This is a genomic window from Sulfitobacter sp. 1A13421 (assembly GCF_043557285.1).
Taxonomy (GTDB): Bacteria; Pseudomonadota; Alphaproteobacteria; order Rhodobacterales; family Rhodobacteraceae; genus Sulfitobacter; species Sulfitobacter faviae.
Genome location: NZ_JBIFFQ010000002.1, coordinates 25,725 through 41,083, shown reverse-complemented (window position 1 = coordinate 41,083; position 15,359 = coordinate 25,725). Strand labels below are relative to the sequence as shown.

The 15,359-nt window shown below is 62.6% G+C and carries 15 protein-coding genes; 6 read left to right on the top strand and 9 right to left on the bottom strand.

Annotated elements, in window-relative coordinates:
- Positions 1 to 2 precede the first annotated feature (2 nt).
- The 5 genes from dxr to pyrH form a co-directional block, all read right to left on the bottom strand.
- Positions 3 to 1,178 carry a 1-deoxy-D-xylulose-5-phosphate reductoisomerase gene (gene dxr / locus ACGYLI_RS03940; protein ID WP_394417232.1) on the bottom strand — a complete coding sequence of 392 codons (1,176 nt, stop codon included), beginning with the start codon at positions 1,176 to 1,178 and terminating at the stop codon, positions 3 to 5.
- 6 nt (positions 1,179 to 1,184) lie between these two features.
- Entirely contained in the window at positions 1,185 to 1,976 is a 792-nt protein-coding gene (locus tag ACGYLI_RS03935) for a phosphatidate cytidylyltransferase (RefSeq protein WP_067261564.1), read from the bottom strand.
- Positions 1,977 to 1,987: 11 nt separating this feature from the next.
- A complete protein-coding gene (gene uppS, locus ACGYLI_RS03930) occupies positions 1,988 to 2,725 on the bottom strand; it encodes a polyprenyl diphosphate synthase (protein WP_067261562.1) in 738 nt (245 codons plus the stop codon).
- Positions 2,726 to 2,773: 48 nt separating this feature from the next.
- Positions 2,774 to 3,340: a ribosome recycling factor gene (gene frr / locus ACGYLI_RS03925; RefSeq protein ID WP_067261561.1), complete on the bottom strand. Its 567-nt coding sequence runs from the start codon at positions 3,338 to 3,340 to the stop codon at positions 2,774 to 2,776.
- 171 nt (positions 3,341 to 3,511) lie between these two features.
- The gene (gene pyrH, locus ACGYLI_RS03920; protein WP_067261559.1) at positions 3,512 to 4,237 is read right to left on the bottom strand and encodes a UMP kinase; all 726 of its coding nucleotides are present in this window, start codon (positions 4,235 to 4,237) and stop codon (positions 3,512 to 3,514) included.
- Positions 4,238 to 4,367: 130 nt separating this feature from the next.
- Here pyrH and miaA point away from each other — a divergent pair, with 130 nt between their 5' ends.
- From miaA to ACGYLI_RS03895, 5 genes are all read left to right on the top strand, one after another.
- On the top strand, positions 4,368 to 5,258 hold the full coding sequence (gene miaA / locus ACGYLI_RS03915; protein WP_394407494.1) for a tRNA (adenosine(37)-N6)-dimethylallyltransferase MiaA: 891 nt from the start codon (positions 4,368 to 4,370) through the stop codon (positions 5,256 to 5,258).
- A gap of 91 nt (positions 5,259 to 5,349) precedes the next feature.
- Complete coding sequence (locus ACGYLI_RS03910; RefSeq protein ID WP_394417230.1) at positions 5,350 to 6,135, top strand: AraC family transcriptional regulator; 786 nt, start codon at positions 5,350 to 5,352, stop codon at positions 6,133 to 6,135.
- Between the two features lie 310 nt (positions 6,136 to 6,445).
- Positions 6,446 to 7,534, top strand: a complete 1,089-nt coding sequence (locus tag ACGYLI_RS03905) for an ABC transporter permease (RefSeq protein ID WP_394417227.1) — start codon at positions 6,446 to 6,448, stop codon at positions 7,532 to 7,534.
- A 12-nt stretch (positions 7,535 to 7,546) separates the two neighbouring features.
- Positions 7,547 to 9,013 carry an ABC transporter permease gene (locus ACGYLI_RS03900; RefSeq protein ID WP_394417225.1) on the top strand — a complete coding sequence of 489 codons (1,467 nt, stop codon included), beginning with the start codon at positions 7,547 to 7,549 and terminating at the stop codon, positions 9,011 to 9,013.
- Between the two features lie 62 nt (positions 9,014 to 9,075).
- On the top strand, positions 9,076 to 11,166 hold the full coding sequence (locus ACGYLI_RS03895) for a dipeptide ABC transporter ATP-binding protein (protein ID WP_394417222.1): 2,091 nt from the start codon (positions 9,076 to 9,078) through the stop codon (positions 11,164 to 11,166).
- A gap of 106 nt (positions 11,167 to 11,272) precedes the next feature.
- On the opposite strand, the gene ACGYLI_RS03890 is transcribed toward ACGYLI_RS03895, so the two are convergent.
- Positions 11,273 to 11,800: a hypothetical protein gene (locus tag ACGYLI_RS03890; protein WP_209218906.1), complete on the bottom strand. Its 528-nt coding sequence runs from the start codon at positions 11,798 to 11,800 to the stop codon at positions 11,273 to 11,275.
- A gap of 180 nt (positions 11,801 to 11,980) precedes the next feature.
- Positions 11,981 to 12,526, bottom strand: coding sequence for a lytic transglycosylase domain-containing protein (locus tag ACGYLI_RS03885; protein WP_271689979.1), 546 nt, complete (start codon positions 12,524 to 12,526; stop codon positions 11,981 to 11,983).
- 280 nt (positions 12,527 to 12,806) lie between these two features.
- On the opposite strand from ACGYLI_RS03885, the gene ACGYLI_RS03880 reads away from it, so the two are divergent.
- Positions 12,807 to 13,322: a single-stranded DNA-binding protein gene (locus ACGYLI_RS03880; protein WP_394417218.1), complete on the top strand. Its 516-nt coding sequence runs from the start codon at positions 12,807 to 12,809 to the stop codon at positions 13,320 to 13,322.
- Positions 13,323 to 13,616: 294 nt separating this feature from the next.
- Here ACGYLI_RS03880 and aroB read toward each other — a convergent pair whose 3' ends face one another.
- Positions 13,617 to 14,732: a 3-dehydroquinate synthase gene (aroB, locus tag ACGYLI_RS03875; protein WP_394417215.1), complete on the bottom strand. Its 1,116-nt coding sequence runs from the start codon at positions 14,730 to 14,732 to the stop codon at positions 13,617 to 13,619.
- On the bottom strand, positions 14,725 to 15,321 hold the full coding sequence (locus ACGYLI_RS03870) for a shikimate kinase (RefSeq protein ID WP_394417212.1): 597 nt from the start codon (positions 15,319 to 15,321) through the stop codon (positions 14,725 to 14,727). The genes aroB and ACGYLI_RS03870 overlap by 8 nt, the downstream gene beginning before the upstream one ends.
- Positions 15,322 to 15,359: the final 38 nt, after the last annotated feature.

Genomic DNA, 15,359 nt, shown 5'->3' with positions numbered 1-15,359 from the left:
TGCTACCCTGCCCTTTTCTGAATTGCGGCCTCTGCCGCCTTGCGTGCGAGATGGTCCGCCTGTGCCACCAGTTCAAGTGTCATGTCGTTGCGGCCCTGCGCGGCCTCTTCGGCGCGGCGCTCCAGCACCTCTTCGACGATCTCGGCCATCTGCGTAAAGCGCAGCCGTCCGTCGATGAAACCGTCAAGCGCCACTTCCTTGGCCGCGTTAAAGACCGCGCCCATCAGACCGCCCGCTGCCATGACGTCCCGCGCCAGCCGCAGCGCGGGCCAGCGGGCGTCATCGGGGGCGGTGAAATCGAAACGTCCAATCTTGGTCAGGTCCAACCGCTCAACGGGGAGATGCCCGCGCGCGGGGTGGTGCAGCGCATAGCCGATGGCATGGCGCATATCCGCGGGGCCGACATGGGCCATCAGCCCCCCGTCGCAAAAGCCCACCAGCGCATGGATCATCGACTGCGGATGCACCAGCACCTCAATCGCCTCGGGGGAGACGCCGAAAAACTCACGCGTCTCAATGACTTCCATCGCCTTGTTAAACATCGACGCCGAGTCGATGGTGATGCGCTGTCCCATGTCCCAATTGGGATGGCTTGAGGCTTGGTCGAGCGTCGCATGGGGCAGGTCTTCGAGCGGCCAATCGCGAAACGCGCCGCCGCTGGCGGTGATGATAACACGCTCAACTGCGGTCATGTCTTCGCCGACCAGCGCCTGAAATACGGCGGAATGTTCACTGTCGACGGGCAGGATCGTCGCGCCGTGGCGCGCGGCCTCGCCCATGATCAACGCCCCGGCGCAGACCAACGATTCCTTGTTGGCCAGTGCCAGCGTGCCACCTTGGCGCAGCGCCGCCAGCCCCGGTGCCAGCCCCGCCGCGCCGATGATCGCCGACATGGTCCAATCCGCCGGGCGCGAGGCGGCCTCGGTGATCGCCTCGTCCCCCGCTGCGGCTTCGACCCCGCTGCCGCTGAGCGCGCCGCGCAAATCATCCAGCAGGTCTTCACGCGCGGTGACGGCCACATCGGCCTTGAGCGCAATGGCGTCCTTAGCCAATTGCGCGATATTGCCCGCGCCGGTCAGGGCCACGACCTCATAGGCGTCGGGCGCGCGGCGGATCAGGTCAATCGTGTTCTGACCGATGGACCCGGTCGCCCCCAGTATCGAAATCTTGCGCGGCATAGCGGGTCAGTTCACACCCGGCGGGAAACCGATCAGCGGCCCGACGATCAGCAAGAAGACGGCGGCGCCGAGCATCCCGTCAAAACGGTCCAACAGACCGCCATGGCCGGGGATCAGCGCCGAACTGTCTTTGACGCCCATCTTTCGCTTCATGCCCGACTCCGCCATATCGCCCATCTGAGAGGCCATCGACAGGGCCACCGAGATGCCGACGAGTTGCAGGCCAAAGCCCGTGTTGAACGAGAAAATCAGCCCGACAACAGCCGCCCCAACCCAGCCCGAGGCGGTGCCGGACCATGTTTTTTTGGGGCTGACCTTGGGCCAGAATTTGGGCCCTCCGATGGCGCGGCCTGCGAAATAGCCCACCACATCGGTCACCACGACCACCAGCACCAGCCACATCAACCAGCCAAAACCCATGTCATCGCGCAGCTGGATCAGACCAAAGCCCGCCAGCAGGATTAGCGCGGTAAAACTCATGTAAAGCGTGCGATTGGCGCTCAATAGTGCAAAGCCCGCCAGCGCCGGGGCCAGCAAAAGCGGCAGGCCAAAGCCCACCGGCAGATAGACCGAGGCCAGCACCGCCGCCGCGGTCACCAGCCCCAATTGCCAAGCCGCCGCCTGCCCCTGCCCGCGCAGCATGCCGACCAATTCCCAAACCATCATGCCGCAGATCAGCGCCACCAGCAGATGAAAGACGGTGCCGCCCAACCAGATGCCCAACAGACCGATCAGGATCATCGCACTGGCCGATAGCATACGGGCGCGTAGGTCGGACCATTGTTCAGGTGATTTCATCGCAGCTCTCCTCAGGTCTTGACCGCACCGAACCGCCTGTCACGCCCGCCATAGGCGGCGCAGAGCCGGGCGAATTCCTCGCGGGTGAAATCCGGCCACAGCGTGTCGATGAACTCATATTCCGCATAGGCCGATTGCCACAGCAGAAAGTTCGAAATCCGTGCCTCGCCGCTGGTGCGGATCACCAAATCGGGGTCGGGCAGCACATGGGTATCGAGGTAGCGCGGCAGGGTCTCTTCGTCCACGCTGTCGGGGTCGAGCTTGCCGCTGGCGACATCTTGGGCCAAGCGATGCGTGGCGCGAGCCACCTCATCGCGGCCGCCATAATTGAGCGCGATAGTTAGATTGATGCGGGTGTTATGGGCGGTATGGGCCTCAAGCTCTCCCATGAGCTTGATCAGCTTGTCATCCAGCCGGTCGCGATCCCCAATGAACCGCACCCGCGCGCCATAGTCGCTGAGGCTGCGCATTTCTTTAGAAATATAGCGCCGAAACAGGGACATAAGCCCCGCCACTTCGACCTGCGTGCGCTTCCAATTCTCGGTCGAGAAGGCAAAGATCGTCAGATACTCCACCCCCACATCGGGGCAGCATTCGACGATCTCGCGGACGCGTTTGGCCCCGGCGTGATGCCCGAAAAGCCGGGGCCGCCCGCGTTGGGTGGCCCAACGGCCATTGCCGTCCATGATGATCGCCACATGGCGTGGCCCGCCGGGTATCGTCTGGGGCTGAATTTCGGCGGTGCTCATGTCTCGACCTTCTTCTTTCAAGTTCTGTTTCCCGGCGTCTTGGCGGGGTCAGACTTGCATAATTTCGGCCTGTTTCGTCTCAAGCTGTTCATCAATGAGCGTGATGAAACGGTTGGTCAGATCCTGCACTTCGCCTTCCCAGATTTTCTGGTCGTCCTCTGACATCGCGCCGTCGTTCTTGGCTTTCTTGATCTGGTCCATCCCGTCGCGGCGGATGTTGCGGATCGAAACGCGGGCGTGTTCTGCATACTGCCCGGCAACCTTGGTCAACTGGGTGCGGCGCTCTTCGTTCAGCTCAGGGATCGGCAGCATGATAATGGTGCCATTGAGCTGCGGATTGATGCCCAGACCGCTTTCGCGGATGGCTTTTTCAACCTTACCAACAAGACCTTTGTCCCAAACGTTGATCGTCACCATGCGCGGCTCGGGCACGTTGACGGTGCCCACTTGGTTCACCGGGGTCATCTGGCCATAAGCCTCAACCATCACCGGCTCCAGCATGGAGGCCGAGCCACGCCCTGTGCGCAGCGATGCGAACTCGGTCCGAAGCGACGCAATCGCGCCGTTCATCCGCCGTTCAAGATCATCGGTATCGAGCATAAATTCGTCTGACATGGCGAGCCTGCTTGTTGTTTCCTTGCGTTACGGCTTTCTAACGGTGGCGCGGCGCTTTCACAACTGCCCATTGTTACGCCACCATACGCGCACCGCGCCCCTTCGTGAGAGACGCGGCGGCGATAGGCCAATCGCCCTGCCGTGGCGCGATGCCTTGGAATGCGGTCGGAATTACCCGACGCGGGTGTAAGTACCCTGCCCCGCCAAAATGCCTTGGAAGCCGCCCGGCTCGTCCAGCGAGAAGACGATGATCGGCAGGTTGTTGTCCCGCGCCAGCGCGATGGCAGAGGCGTCCATCACCCCCAGCCGCTTTTGCAGCACGTCGTCATAGCTCACCAGATCATAGCGTTTCGCATCGTCGAACTTAGCCGGGTCTTTGTCATAGACACCGTCGACCTTGGTGCCCTTGAAGATCGCCTCGCAGGACATCTCATTGGCGCGCAGGGTCGCGGCGGTGTCGGTGGTGAAATAGGGGTTGCCGGTGCCCGCGGCAAAGATGCAGACCCGCTTCTTCTCAAGGTGGCGCACGGCGCGGCGGCGGATATAGGGCTCGGCCACCTCGTTCATGGTGATGGCGCTGATCACGCGGGTGTGGATGCCCAGACCTTCGAGTGCCGATTGCATCGCCAGCGCGTTCATCACGGTGGCGAGCATCCCCATGTAATCCGCCGTGGTCCGCTCCATCCCCTGCGCCGAGCCTTGCAGCCCGCGGAAGATGTTGCCGCCGCCGATCACCATGCAGATCTCGACGCCCAGACTGTGCACCGATTGCACCTCACGGGCGATGCGTTCGACGGTTGGCGGATGCAGACCATAGCCGAGGTCACCCATCAGCGCCTCCCCGGAAATCTTTAGCATCACGCGGTTAAAGGAGACTTGGGGGGTGTCTTGGGACATCGGGCACACCTTACTATTTCACCAACCGGGGGAGATTTAAGCCTTGCGGCGGTGAAGGGTTTTCATTTCGCGCCAAAATGTCGCAAATACGCCCAAGGTTCAATGCGGGACGTAAGGAAGACGCAAAGAAATGCCGGATATTCCCAATGCCCAGATGGACGCCCTGTTGCAAGACTTACCGCCCGAACGGCCGGTGTTGATCGCCGGGCCGACTGCCAGTGGCAAATCCGCCCTTGCCCTCGCCATTGCCGAGGCGCAGGGCGGTGTGATCGTCAATGCCGATGCCAGTCAGGTCTACGCCCCCCTGCGCATCATCAGCGCCCGCCCCTCGCCCGAGGAAGAGGCCCGCGCGCCGCATCTGCTTTATGGTCATCTGGCCGAAGATGCGCCCTATTCCACCGGCCATTGGCTGCGCGAGGTGGCCCCGCTGTTGGGCGGCGATCAGCGGGTGATCATCACCGGGGGCACCGGGCTTTACTTCTCTGCCCTGACGCAGGGGCTGGCCGAGATTCCGGCCACCCCGGTAGAGGTGCGCGCCCAAGGCGACGAGATGGCGCTCGAAGACCTGTTGGCCGGGCTGGATGCCGAGACCGCCGCAGGCCTCGACCAACGCAACCGCGCGCGGGTGCAGCGCGCTTGGGAAGTGTGGCAGGCCACCGGGCGCGGCCTGTCGGACTGGCAGCGCGACACCGGCGCACCGCTTTTGCCGCTGGCGGACTGTCTGCCGATCGTCTTCGATGTCGAGCGGGATTGGCTGAACGCCCGCATCGCACAGCGCTTTGACCTGATGCTCGAGCAAGGCGCCTTGGAAGAGGTCGCTGCCCTTCGCCCGCGCTATGACCCATCCCTGCCCGCCCATCGCGCCATCGGCGTGCCGGAACTGATCCGCCACCTCGACGGCGACTGGCCGCTGCACCGCGCCCGCGAGGCCGCCGTCGTCGCCACCCGCCGTTTCGCCAAGCGGCAGCGCACTTGGATGCGCAGTAAGATGGCAGATTGGCAGCGGGTGACGCCAGAATAGCCGCCGAGCGGGCGGAATTTCTTGCGTTATCCCAACCATCCGCTAGCCTGACGTTGCGGATAACCCTTGTAAGGTTTCCATTTCTCAACGAATGCGCCGTGTGCCCGAGACAGAGATTCAGACCCAGTCCCTAGCCCAGCTTTCAGCGGGGCAAGACTGGCGGCTGACCCTCGCGCACGACCGCGACCACCATCTTTTGATCTGGATCACCCGGGGCCAAGGTCGGCTGCTGCTCGACGGCCAACGCCGCGGCATCAGCCCGCATAACGCGCTTTGGATACCGGCGCGGTCGCTCTTCGCGCTGGAGCTGGGCTATCAATGTCTGGGCCATGCGGTGCTGATCCCCGAAGACAGTGACGAAAGCCTGCCCGAGACCCCGCGCCAATTGCGCATCCGCGATGGGGCCGCGCAATCGGAGATCGCAACCCTCATCGAACAGACCCAACGGGAGGTCCAACAGGCCCGCCCCCTGCACCAAGATGCGCTCAAAGCGCAGGTGGCGCTGATGTCGGTCTGGCTGCGCCGCCAGATCATGGCAGAGGCGCATACCGCCCCCCGGCCCAAGGCAGGCGACAGGCTGAGCGCGCGGTTCTGCGCCTTGGTCACTCAAGACGTCCCCAAGGGCACCAGCATGGCCGAACACGCCGCAGCTCTTGGCGTGACCCCAACCCATCTGACCCGCGCCGTGAAGGCGGCCACCGGCAAATCCGCGGCTGACCTTCTGACCGAGCGCAGTTGCCATGCCGCCCGTCGCCTGCTGGCCGAGACCGATCACACCGCTGCCGAGATCGCCGCCACCTTGGGCTTCGGCTCTGCCGCCTATTTCACCCGTTTCATGCAACAGCACAGCGGCCTGCCCCCCAGCAAGCTGCGCTGAGAGCCGGGCCGAAATGTCGCTTTCAGACCCTCAGCATGTCGCAAAAACTCCTCCAAACTCCTCAGCCGAATGTTGACGCGCGAGCAATTTCCGTGCCTCATGGCTGAACCGCTCCGCACAGGGGCGGGGCAATGAACAAGCGCAGGCTGCCAGAAAGACCGCCAAAAGGTCTTCGGCACCCCAGCGCCACAAGGCAGAGAAAACCTGCCGCGCACAGAACCGGCGCCCCCAAGGCGCCGCACCAATTAAAAAGGCCAAAAGGCCGCATCGTCGGGCCAAGTCACCGCCCGACCCTGCTACAGGGGACCACATGGGACTATTCATTTTGCGCCGGCTGGGTGTGATGTTGCTGACGGCGCTTTGCCTGACGTTCATCGTATTCTGGCTGACCAATCTCTATCCGAACCTCGAAAAACTCGCCAAGACCCAAGGCAACTTCCGTATGTCGGACGAGGCCGTGGCCAGCTACCTCGAAGACCGCGGCTACCTGCAGCCCACGGTCGACAAGTTCGGCGAATGGCTGGGCGTGCTACCCGGCTGGGTCACCGAAGGCGACACGCCCGAGGAAACCTTTGGCCGCTGTTTCGCCCCCGGCACCCCGGTGGAAGAGCGCCCCACCCGCTGCGGCATCCTGCAAGGCGATTGGGGTTTCTCGACCGTCTTCAAAGAACCCGTGGGCGAGACGGTGCTCACCCGTCTGGCACTTACCGGCAAGCTGATGTTCTGGGTGCTGGTGCTGATGGTCCCCTCGGCGCTGATCGTCGGCGTGCTGGCGGGGATGCGCGAAGGCTCCAAGCTCGACCGCTCGCTCTCCACCTTCTCCATCGCCACCACGGCAACGCCGGAATATGTCTCTGGCGTGATCTTCATTGCGGTGCTCGCCTCCTCGCGCTTTGGCCTGTCGCCGCTTCTGGCCGAGTGGGGCTGGATCGACAGCAAGACGCTGTTTCTCGGCTCCGCCACCTCGGCCATGAAAGATGCGACCTTCTGGAACTTCTTCCTGCCGGTGCTGACCATCTCGCTCTACGGTATGGGCTATATCGCGCGGATGACACGGGCCTCGATGACCGAGGTGATGACCGCGCAATATATCCGCACCGCAAGGCTCAAGGGGGTGAAATTCTCAGAGATCGTGCTGAAACACGCACTGCGCAACGCACTCATTGCGCCCTTCACCGTGATCATGCTGCAAATCCCGTGGCTCTTGAACGGCGTGGTGATCGTCGAGACCCTGTTCAACTACAAGGGCTTCGGCTGGCTGCTGGTGCAGGCGGCGGCCAATAACGACATCGAACTGCTGCTGGCGGTCTCGGTCGTGTCGGTGATCGTCGTCCTCGTGACGCAGCTGATCTCGGACATCGGCTATGTTTTCCTCAACCCGCGCATTCGCATTTCTTAAGGGAGCTTGGACATGGAACCTTTGACATGGACCGGGTCGCTTGCGGGGCTCAACATCATCTTCCTCGGTCTTGCGGTGCTTCTGGCCTTGGCCGTGGCGGTGCAGATCGTCGTTTCCTTCTTTCCCGCCAGTGAGGCACGCCAGATAAACCCGGACGGCACCGTCGACCGGCAAGGCGGGCTGGCGGGCGGGGTGAACCGTGCGGTGATCCTGCTCTTTGCACTGCTGATCCTCGTCCTGCTGATCTATATCATCGCAGGCGCCTTCATGGGACCGCAGGCGGGCATCATCGGCGGCATGTCGCAACAGATGCTGCCCGTGTGGATTGCGCTGATCCTGACCTTTGCGCTCTCTATCCACTTCAAGCGGCGGCTCGGCCTTTACGGCAAGCTGTTTGACAGCACCGTCGGCATGATCGGTTTCGCTATCGTCATGTTCTGGGTCTACACCGGCATCTTCGGCGGGCTGTTCGATCTGTTGGTGACGCATGACAGTCTCAGCCAGACCTCGGGGATGAAGAACAAACTGCCCGGCACGCCCCTGCGCAGCCCGGATGAAGGCGAATACCCTTGGTTCCTTCTGGGCGGTGACAACCTTGCCCGCGATGTCTTCTCGCGGCTGATCAAAGGGTCTTGGGTCGTGGTGCAGATCGCGCCGATGGCAACGCTCTTTGCCTTTATGGTGGGGATCACGCTGGGCCTGCCTGCGGGATACTATGGCGGGCGGTTGGATACTGTGCTGAGCTTTCTGGCAAACCTGATCCTCGCCTTCCCGGTGATCCTGCTCTTCTACCTGCTGGTCACGCCCGAGATCGTGCTCACCGGCATCCCGAACTACATGGCGGTCTTCCTATTCATATTCCCGCTGATCTTCCTCGCCGTGCTGTTGAACGCGCGCTACTACACGCAACCTTCGTTCCGCACGCCGCTTCTGATCGTGGTGCTGGGGGTGGTCGGCTGGCTCTACCTGTCGCTGGTCTCCACCGACGGGGCGATCGTGGCGACGGACAGCTACCGCATTCCGGGCCTGCCCGGCATGATCGACCTTTTCGACATCGACCCCGGCGTGCTGGTGGTCTTTGTCTCAGTGGTCTTCGTGAACTCGCCCACGGTGTTCCGCATCGTGCGCGGCTTGGCCCTCGACATCAAAACCCGCGACTACGTCGCCGCCGCACAGACCCGCGGCGAAGGCCCGTGGTATATCATGCTGTGGGAAATCCTGCCCAATGCGCGCGGGCCGCTGATCGTCGATTTCTGCCTGCGCATCGGTTATACCACGATCCTTCTGGGCACGCTGGGCTTCTTCGGCCTCGGGCTGGAGAGCGAGAGCCCCGATTGGGGCAGCACGATCAACGCGGGCCGCCGCCTGCTGTCGCTCTACCCGCATGCCGCCATCGCGCCTGCGCTGGCGCTGCTGAGCCTCGTGCTGGGTCTGAACCTCTTGGCCGATGGCCTGCGCGAAGAATCCCTGCGCGACTAAGAAACATCCTCCGGGGGGCCAGCCCTCCCGGCCCCTTTTGATCCCCCGACTGGGAGAGCCAAATGCCAAAGACTGATTACGACGGTCCCATTCTTGAGATCAACAACCTGTCGATCTCCTTCTTCACCCGCCTGCGAGAGATTCCCGCCGTGATGGATTTCTCTGTCAACGTCCAACCGGGGGAGGCCGTGGGGCTGGTGGGCGAAAGCGGCTGCGGCAAATCCACCGTGGCGCTGGGCGTGATGCAGGATCTGGGTCGCAATGGCCGGATCGTCGGCGGCTCGATCAAATTCAAAGGCTGCGACCTGAGCGAGATGAGCACGGAAGAGCTGCGCGACATTCGCGGCAGCGAAATCGCGATGATCTATCAAGAGCCGATGGCCAGCCTGAACCCCGCCATGCGGATCGGCAAGCAGCTGATGGAAGTGCCGATGATCCACGCCGGCATGACCGAGAAGGAAGCCTATGCACGCGCCTTGCAAGTGGTCACGGACGTGAAACTGCCGGACCCCGAGCGCATTCTGAAGGCCTATCCGCACCAGCTTTCGGGCGGGCAACAGCAGCGTATCGTCATCGCCATGGCGCTGATGTCCGAACCCTCGCTCTTGATCCTCGACGAGCCAACAACCGCGCTCGACGTGACCGTCGAGGCCGCGGTGGTGGAGTTGGTGAAGGATCTCGGCAAGAAATACGGCACTTCGATGCTGTTTATCTCCCACAACCTCGGGCTGGTGCTGGAAACCTGCGACCGGATCTGCGTGATGTACTCGGGCGAGGCGGTCGAGAAGGGCTCGATAGAGGATGTCTTTGACGAGATGCAGCATCCCTACACGCAGGCGCTGTTCCGTTCGATCCCGCTGCCGGGCGGGGACAAGAACGCGCGGCCCCTGAAAGCCATTCCCGGCAATTTCCCCCTGCCCCACGAACGCCCGCCCGGCTGCAACTTCGGCCCGCGCTGTGACTATTTCGTCCCCGGCCGCTGCGACGCCGCGCCGATCCCGATGGAGAGCGTGCCCGGCAACGACCGGCATGAGAGCCGTTGCATTCGGTTTCAAGAGATCGACTGGCAAGCGCCCTTGGAGCTGGCCGAGGTCAAGGAAAAAAGCGATGTCGGTGAGGTCGTCCTCAAGATGGACAAACTCAAGAAATACTACCAAGTCGCGGCCAATGCCATGTTCGGCGGCGGCAATACCAAAGTGGTCAAAGCCAATGAATCCCTCAGCTTCGAGGCCCATGAAAGCGAAACCCTCGCCATCGTGGGCGAGTCGGGCTGTGGCAAGTCCACATTCGCCAAAGTGCTGATGGGGCTAGAGACGGCGACCGAGGGGCATATCTACCTCGACGGGCAGGACATCGGCGGCGTGTCGATCGACAACCGCACGACCAAGAACGTGGCCGATGTGCAGATGGTGTTCCAAAACCCCTTCGACACGCTCAACCCTTCGATGACCGTGGGGCGGCAGATCATCCGCGCCTTGGAGATTTTCCGCATCGGCAAGAATGAGAAAGAGCGCCGCCAGCGCATGCTGGAACTGCTCGATCTGGTAAAACTACCCCGCGAATTCGCAGGTCGGATGCCGCGCCAACTCTCCGGCGGGCAAAAGCAACGCGTGGGCATCGCCCGCGCCTTTGCGGGGGATGCGCGGATCGTGGTGGCGGATGAGCCGGTCTCGGCCCTCGACGTGAGCGTGCAGGCCGCCGTCACCGACCTGCTGATGGAGATCCAACGCGAGCAGAAGACGACGCTTTTGTTCATCTCCCACGACCTTTCTATCGTGCGCTATCTCTCGGACCGGGTGATGGTGATGTATCTGGGCCATGTGGTTGAACTGGGCGACACCGATCAGGTTTTCGCCCCGCCCTATCACCCCTATACCGAAGCGCTGCTGAGCGCGGTGCCGATTGCCGATACCAAGGTGAAAAAGAAACACATCGTGCTGGAAGGCGACGTGCCCTCGGCCATGAACCCGCCCCCGGGCTGCCCCTTCCAGACGCGCTGCCGGTGGAAGTCGCAGGTGTCGGGTGATCTTTGCGAACGCGAGGTGCCGCCGATGGTGACCATGGCCGACGGCCTTCAGATCAAATGCCACCTCTCGGCCCAGCAATTCGCCGAGATGGAGCCGGTGATCGAGACAGGCACGGCGGCCGAATGAAAAAAGGCGCGGTTCCGAAGAACCACGCCTCATACCTCAGGCTATCTAAGGGGGAACGGCCTGAGGCTATGACGATCCGGCCTGCACGGCCAAATCAGACCCGGATTTAGGGATCAACAGGCGAACCGGCAGTGTTCACATTGGCCAGACCTTCGGCCACGACATCCGCGAAGGTAGAGACGAGCGCTACATAGAACTCAGTCTCGGACGGCTGCACGTTGACATAGCCTTCGGGCGCGATCTCATCGCCGCTATAGGCAGAGATCATGACCGGGAAGCTCAGGCCAGCGTTGTCGCCAGTGGGGCTTGTGATATCAACGACACCTTCCAACTCGTTGAATTCCTTGCTGTCGGGCAGCATTGTCGCGCCGTTCAAAGAGATTTTGCGGATGTCGATCTTGATCTGCGGATCGGACCCATCGCTGCTCATCGGTACGCGCTCTGCCACTTCGGCGCGCAGGTCTTCTTCCAGATCAGGATAGAAATCCATGGCATTGCTGTCAGCCGCGGCGGCGACAGAGGATTCGACGTCGATTTTCGAGACCATGATCTTGTCATCGGCGAAAGCAGAGCCGCTCAGCGCGATAACGCTTACACCAGCGGCAAGGGCGATGTTTTTCATATTCGTCAGCATGTCGTTCTCCTTTGATCTTTCCTCTCTGCGGCGAGAATGCCCCGCTGCAAAGTTTCTGATCAGAGAACACCACGATTGCCCCGGCGGTTCCCGAGGGGGCCGATGCCAAAGGGGCTTACGGGGGTGCAAATAGGCGGACAAACGCCCAAGCGCAGCGCCCATTCCATAAATATCAATAACTTAGCTGCCCGTGATCACTTTAACGTAATTGCGGGTTTCCTTGTAGGGCGGGATGCCCCCGTATTTCTTCACCGCCCCCGGCCCCGCGTTATAGGCGGCCAGCGCCAGCTCCCAACTGCCGAAAGCGCGGTACTGCATCTTGAGGTAGCGCGCCCCGCCTTCGAGGTTTTGCACCGGATCGGCGGGATCGACACGCAGCGCCCGCGCGGTCTGCGGCATCAACTGCGCCAGCCCCATCGCCCCCTTGTGCGACAGCGCCTTGGGGTTCCACCCGCTTTCCTGCTGCACCAATCGCAAAAACAGATCGACCGGGATGCCATGGCGCGTGGCCGCGGCGCGGGCATGGGTCAGAAAGGCCCCTTTGTAAGACCCGTTGTATTTCGGCACGTCCCATTTCGTCGGGGTAACAACCTTGGGCGGTTGCAGCCGCACGGAGGCGGAATATTGTTTGGACGCCCGATTATCGAGGATGCTTTTCTGCGAGGCAAAGAGCCCCGCGCGGTTCTTGCTAGCAAACATATCGGCAGCCGCTGGTGCCGCCCCCATCGCGATGATCCCGGCTGCCGTCAAACTCACCGTGGCCAGACCGGCCAAAAGTCCCGTCTTTCGCATATCTGCCCCCTGCCGTTGCATTGCGCGCAGTATACTTAAATGCGCCCCTTCTACCAGCCCCCGAAATCCCGGCCATTTCGCGGGCCGTGGCGATGGGCTGCGGGATGGAAAGCCGGTGTCATCCGGCGAACAAGCACGATATAAACAGCCGAATTGGGCGCGCTCGGATTCGCGCCCGACGCAATGACACAGCAATGACAAACGAGGGGGCAAGATGGCCGGCTCAGTGAACAAAGTGATCCTTATCGGCAACCTCGGGCGCGACCCCGAGGTGCGGTCGTTCCAGAACGGCGGCAAAGTGTGCAACCTGCGCATCGCCACCTCGGAGACATGGAAAGACCGCAACACCGGTGAGCGCCGCGAGAAGACCGAATGGCATTCGGTGGCAATCTTCCAAGAGGGGCTCGTTCGCGTGGCCGAGCAATACCTCAAGAAGGGCTCCAAAGTTTATATCGAAGGCCAGTTGCAGACCCGCAAATGGCAAGATCAATCCGGTGCGGACCGCTATAGCACCGAAGTCGTGTTGCAAGGCTTCGGCGGCACGCTGACCATGCTCGACGGTCCCGGCGGCGGCTCCGGCGGTGGTGGTGGTGGTGGCGGCGGCTACGGTGGTGGCGGCTACGGCGGTGGCGGCAACGACTACGGCGGCGGCTATGACAGCGGCCCGTCCTCTTCGGGCGGCGGTGGCGGCGGCGGCAGCCGTGATCTGGACGACGAGATCCCGTTCTAAACCCTATGCGACTTGGGGCGGGGCGCTGTTGCGCCCTGCCCAACCTTTGCGAACGCGGCTATGAGAAACCTTTAACCGCGCCGCAGTAGACCTTTCCCCATCGCGATACCCGCCGGGCAATCATCCGTTCGGCGACAGGATCAGAGGCGCCCCGCGCGGGCACCATGTCAAGACGTCAAGACATGCAGGGTGACGCCTGTCTCAAACATCCGATTTGGCGGCGCCGCCCTTTTTATACGGCTCCACAATAGCTTAGAGAATTAAGTTAAACCGCTGGGCCCCACCCGCCGCGGATCACTGCCGTGCGCTCAATGCATCCCGCAACAGCGCCAGCACCTGCTCGTTCTCCACCTCGGCCCCCGCAAAGGCCTGCCCGATGCCGCGAGCCAGAACAAAGCGCAAACGGCCATCAACCACCTTCTTGTCCTGCCCCATCAGCCGCAGCAGTTCCTCGGCTTCGGGCAGATCGCCGGGAATGTCGCGCAGGTCGGTCTTCATGCCCATCTGCACCAAATGGGCGCGCAGACGGCTCGGGTCTTCTTGCGGGCAAAGCCCCAGCCGCGCGGAAAGCTCAAAGGCCAGCGCACAGCCAATCGCCACCCCTTCGCCATGCAGCAGCCGGTCGGAATAGCCCGTCGCCGCCTCAAGCGCATGGCCGAATGTATGGCCGAGGTTCAAAAGCGCACGGTCGCCCTGCTCTGTCTCGTCGCGCTCCACAATATCGGCTTTCATCTGAACCGACCGCCGCACCGCTTCGATCCGGGCGGCCATATCGCCCGCCGCGAGGGCTGGGCCCTGCGCCTCCAGCCAATCAAAGAACGCGGCATCGCCGAGTAGCCCGTATTTTACCACCTCGCCATAACCGGCGAGGAAATCCCGTTCGAGCATGGTGCCCAACACCTCGGTATCCGCCAGCACGAGGCTGGGCTGGTGGAAGGCCCCGATCAGGTTCTTGCCTTGGCGCGCGTTGATCCCGGTCTTGCCGCCCACCGAACTGTCGACCTGCGCCAAAAGAGAGGTGGGGATCTGCACGAAACGCACCCCGCGCCGCAGCACGGCGGCGGCGAAGCCCACCAGATCACCGATCACCCCGCCGCCAAAGGCCACAACGATATCGCCGCGCTCCACCTGCTCATCAAGCAGCCAGTCCACGCAGCGCTGAAGATTGGCCCAGTCCTTGGTCCCCTCGCCGGGGGCGAGTTCCAGCGCAGACATCGCGATGCCCTCGGCGGTCAATCCCTCCCGCAGGGATTGCAGATGCAATGCAGCGACGCGGCTTTCGGTGATGACGGCCACCCGCTTGCGGCGCAGCAGCGGCGCGATCAGCGCGCCGGCATCCCCCAGCAAGCCCGGCCCGATAACCACGTCATACTCGCGCCTCGGCAGGGCGACGGAAACCGTCTCACGCATCCAATCTCTCCAAAACATCGGGCCTTGTCAGCAGCTTGTCGATCACCCGGTTGGCCATGGCGTCAATCGACAGACGCGGATCGCAGCGCACTGAAAGGTCCGCCAACCGGTACAGCGGCACCCGGTCGCGATAAAGCGCCGCCAGCGTGGCCTTGGGATCAGCCGTGCGCAGCAGCGGACGGCTGTCTTTGTAGCGCACCCGGTTCCACAGCAGGTCCAAATCCGCATCAAGCCAAAGCGCCACACCGTAAGCCGCGATATTGTCGCGGTTCACCTCGGCCAGAAAGGCGCCACCGCCGGTCGACAGGATGCAGCGTTCCTCGGCCAAAAGCCGCGCGATCACCTCGGTCTCGCGTTTGCGAAAGAACGGCTCGCCGTCGCGGGTGAAAATTTCAGGCACGCTGAGATTGGCCGCTGCTTCGATTTCCGCATCGCTGTCCAGAAAGGGCGCGCCCAGTTTGGCCGAGACCGCACGCCCCACCGCCGTCTTGCCCGCGCCCATCATGCCAACCAGCGCCACCGTCTTGTTCAGACGGTAGCTGGGCGGCGTTTCTTCGCCATTGGTCATGCTGTGCTTAATTCCGCTCATTTTTCTCTGAATGACGTGATCTTGCCGAAAAGGCCATA

Bases quoted from the DNA above. Each gene is read 5' to 3' on its own strand.
- dxr (WP_394417232.1), bottom strand. From the start codon at position 1,178: ATGCCGCGCAAGATTTCGATACTGGGGGCGACCGGGTCCATCGGTCAG.
- ACGYLI_RS03935 (WP_067261564.1), bottom strand. From the start codon at position 1,976: ATGAAATCACCTGAACAATGGTCCGACCTACGCGCCCGTATGCTATCG.
- uppS (WP_067261562.1), bottom strand. From the start codon at position 2,725: ATGAGCACCGCCGAAATTCAGCCCCAGACGATACCCGGCGGGCCACGC.
- frr (WP_067261561.1), bottom strand. From the start codon at position 3,340: ATGTCAGACGAATTTATGCTCGATACCGATGATCTTGAACGGCGGATG.
- pyrH (WP_067261559.1), bottom strand. From the start codon at position 4,237: ATGTCCCAAGACACCCCCCAAGTCTCCTTTAACCGCGTGATGCTAAAG.
- miaA (WP_394407494.1), top strand. From the start codon at position 4,368: ATGCCGGATATTCCCAATGCCCAGATGGACGCCCTGTTGCAAGACTTA.
- ACGYLI_RS03910 (WP_394417230.1), top strand. From the start codon at position 5,350: ATGCGCCGTGTGCCCGAGACAGAGATTCAGACCCAGTCCCTAGCCCAG.
- ACGYLI_RS03905 (WP_394417227.1), top strand. From the start codon at position 6,446: ATGGGACTATTCATTTTGCGCCGGCTGGGTGTGATGTTGCTGACGGCG.
- ACGYLI_RS03900 (WP_394417225.1), top strand. From the start codon at position 7,547: ATGGAACCTTTGACATGGACCGGGTCGCTTGCGGGGCTCAACATCATC.
- ACGYLI_RS03895 (WP_394417222.1), top strand. From the start codon at position 9,076: ATGCCAAAGACTGATTACGACGGTCCCATTCTTGAGATCAACAACCTG.
- ACGYLI_RS03890 (WP_209218906.1), bottom strand. From the start codon at position 11,800: ATGCTGACGAATATGAAAAACATCGCCCTTGCCGCTGGTGTAAGCGTT.
- ACGYLI_RS03885 (WP_271689979.1), bottom strand. From the start codon at position 12,526: ATGGGGGCGGCACCAGCGGCTGCCGATATGTTTGCTAGCAAGAACCGC.
- ACGYLI_RS03880 (WP_394417218.1), top strand. From the start codon at position 12,807: ATGGCCGGCTCAGTGAACAAAGTGATCCTTATCGGCAACCTCGGGCGC.
- aroB (WP_394417215.1), bottom strand. From the start codon at position 14,732: ATGCGTGAGACGGTTTCCGTCGCCCTGCCGAGGCGCGAGTATGACGTG.
- ACGYLI_RS03870 (WP_394417212.1), bottom strand. From the start codon at position 15,321: ATGAGCGGAATTAAGCACAGCATGACCAATGGCGAAGAAACGCCGCCC.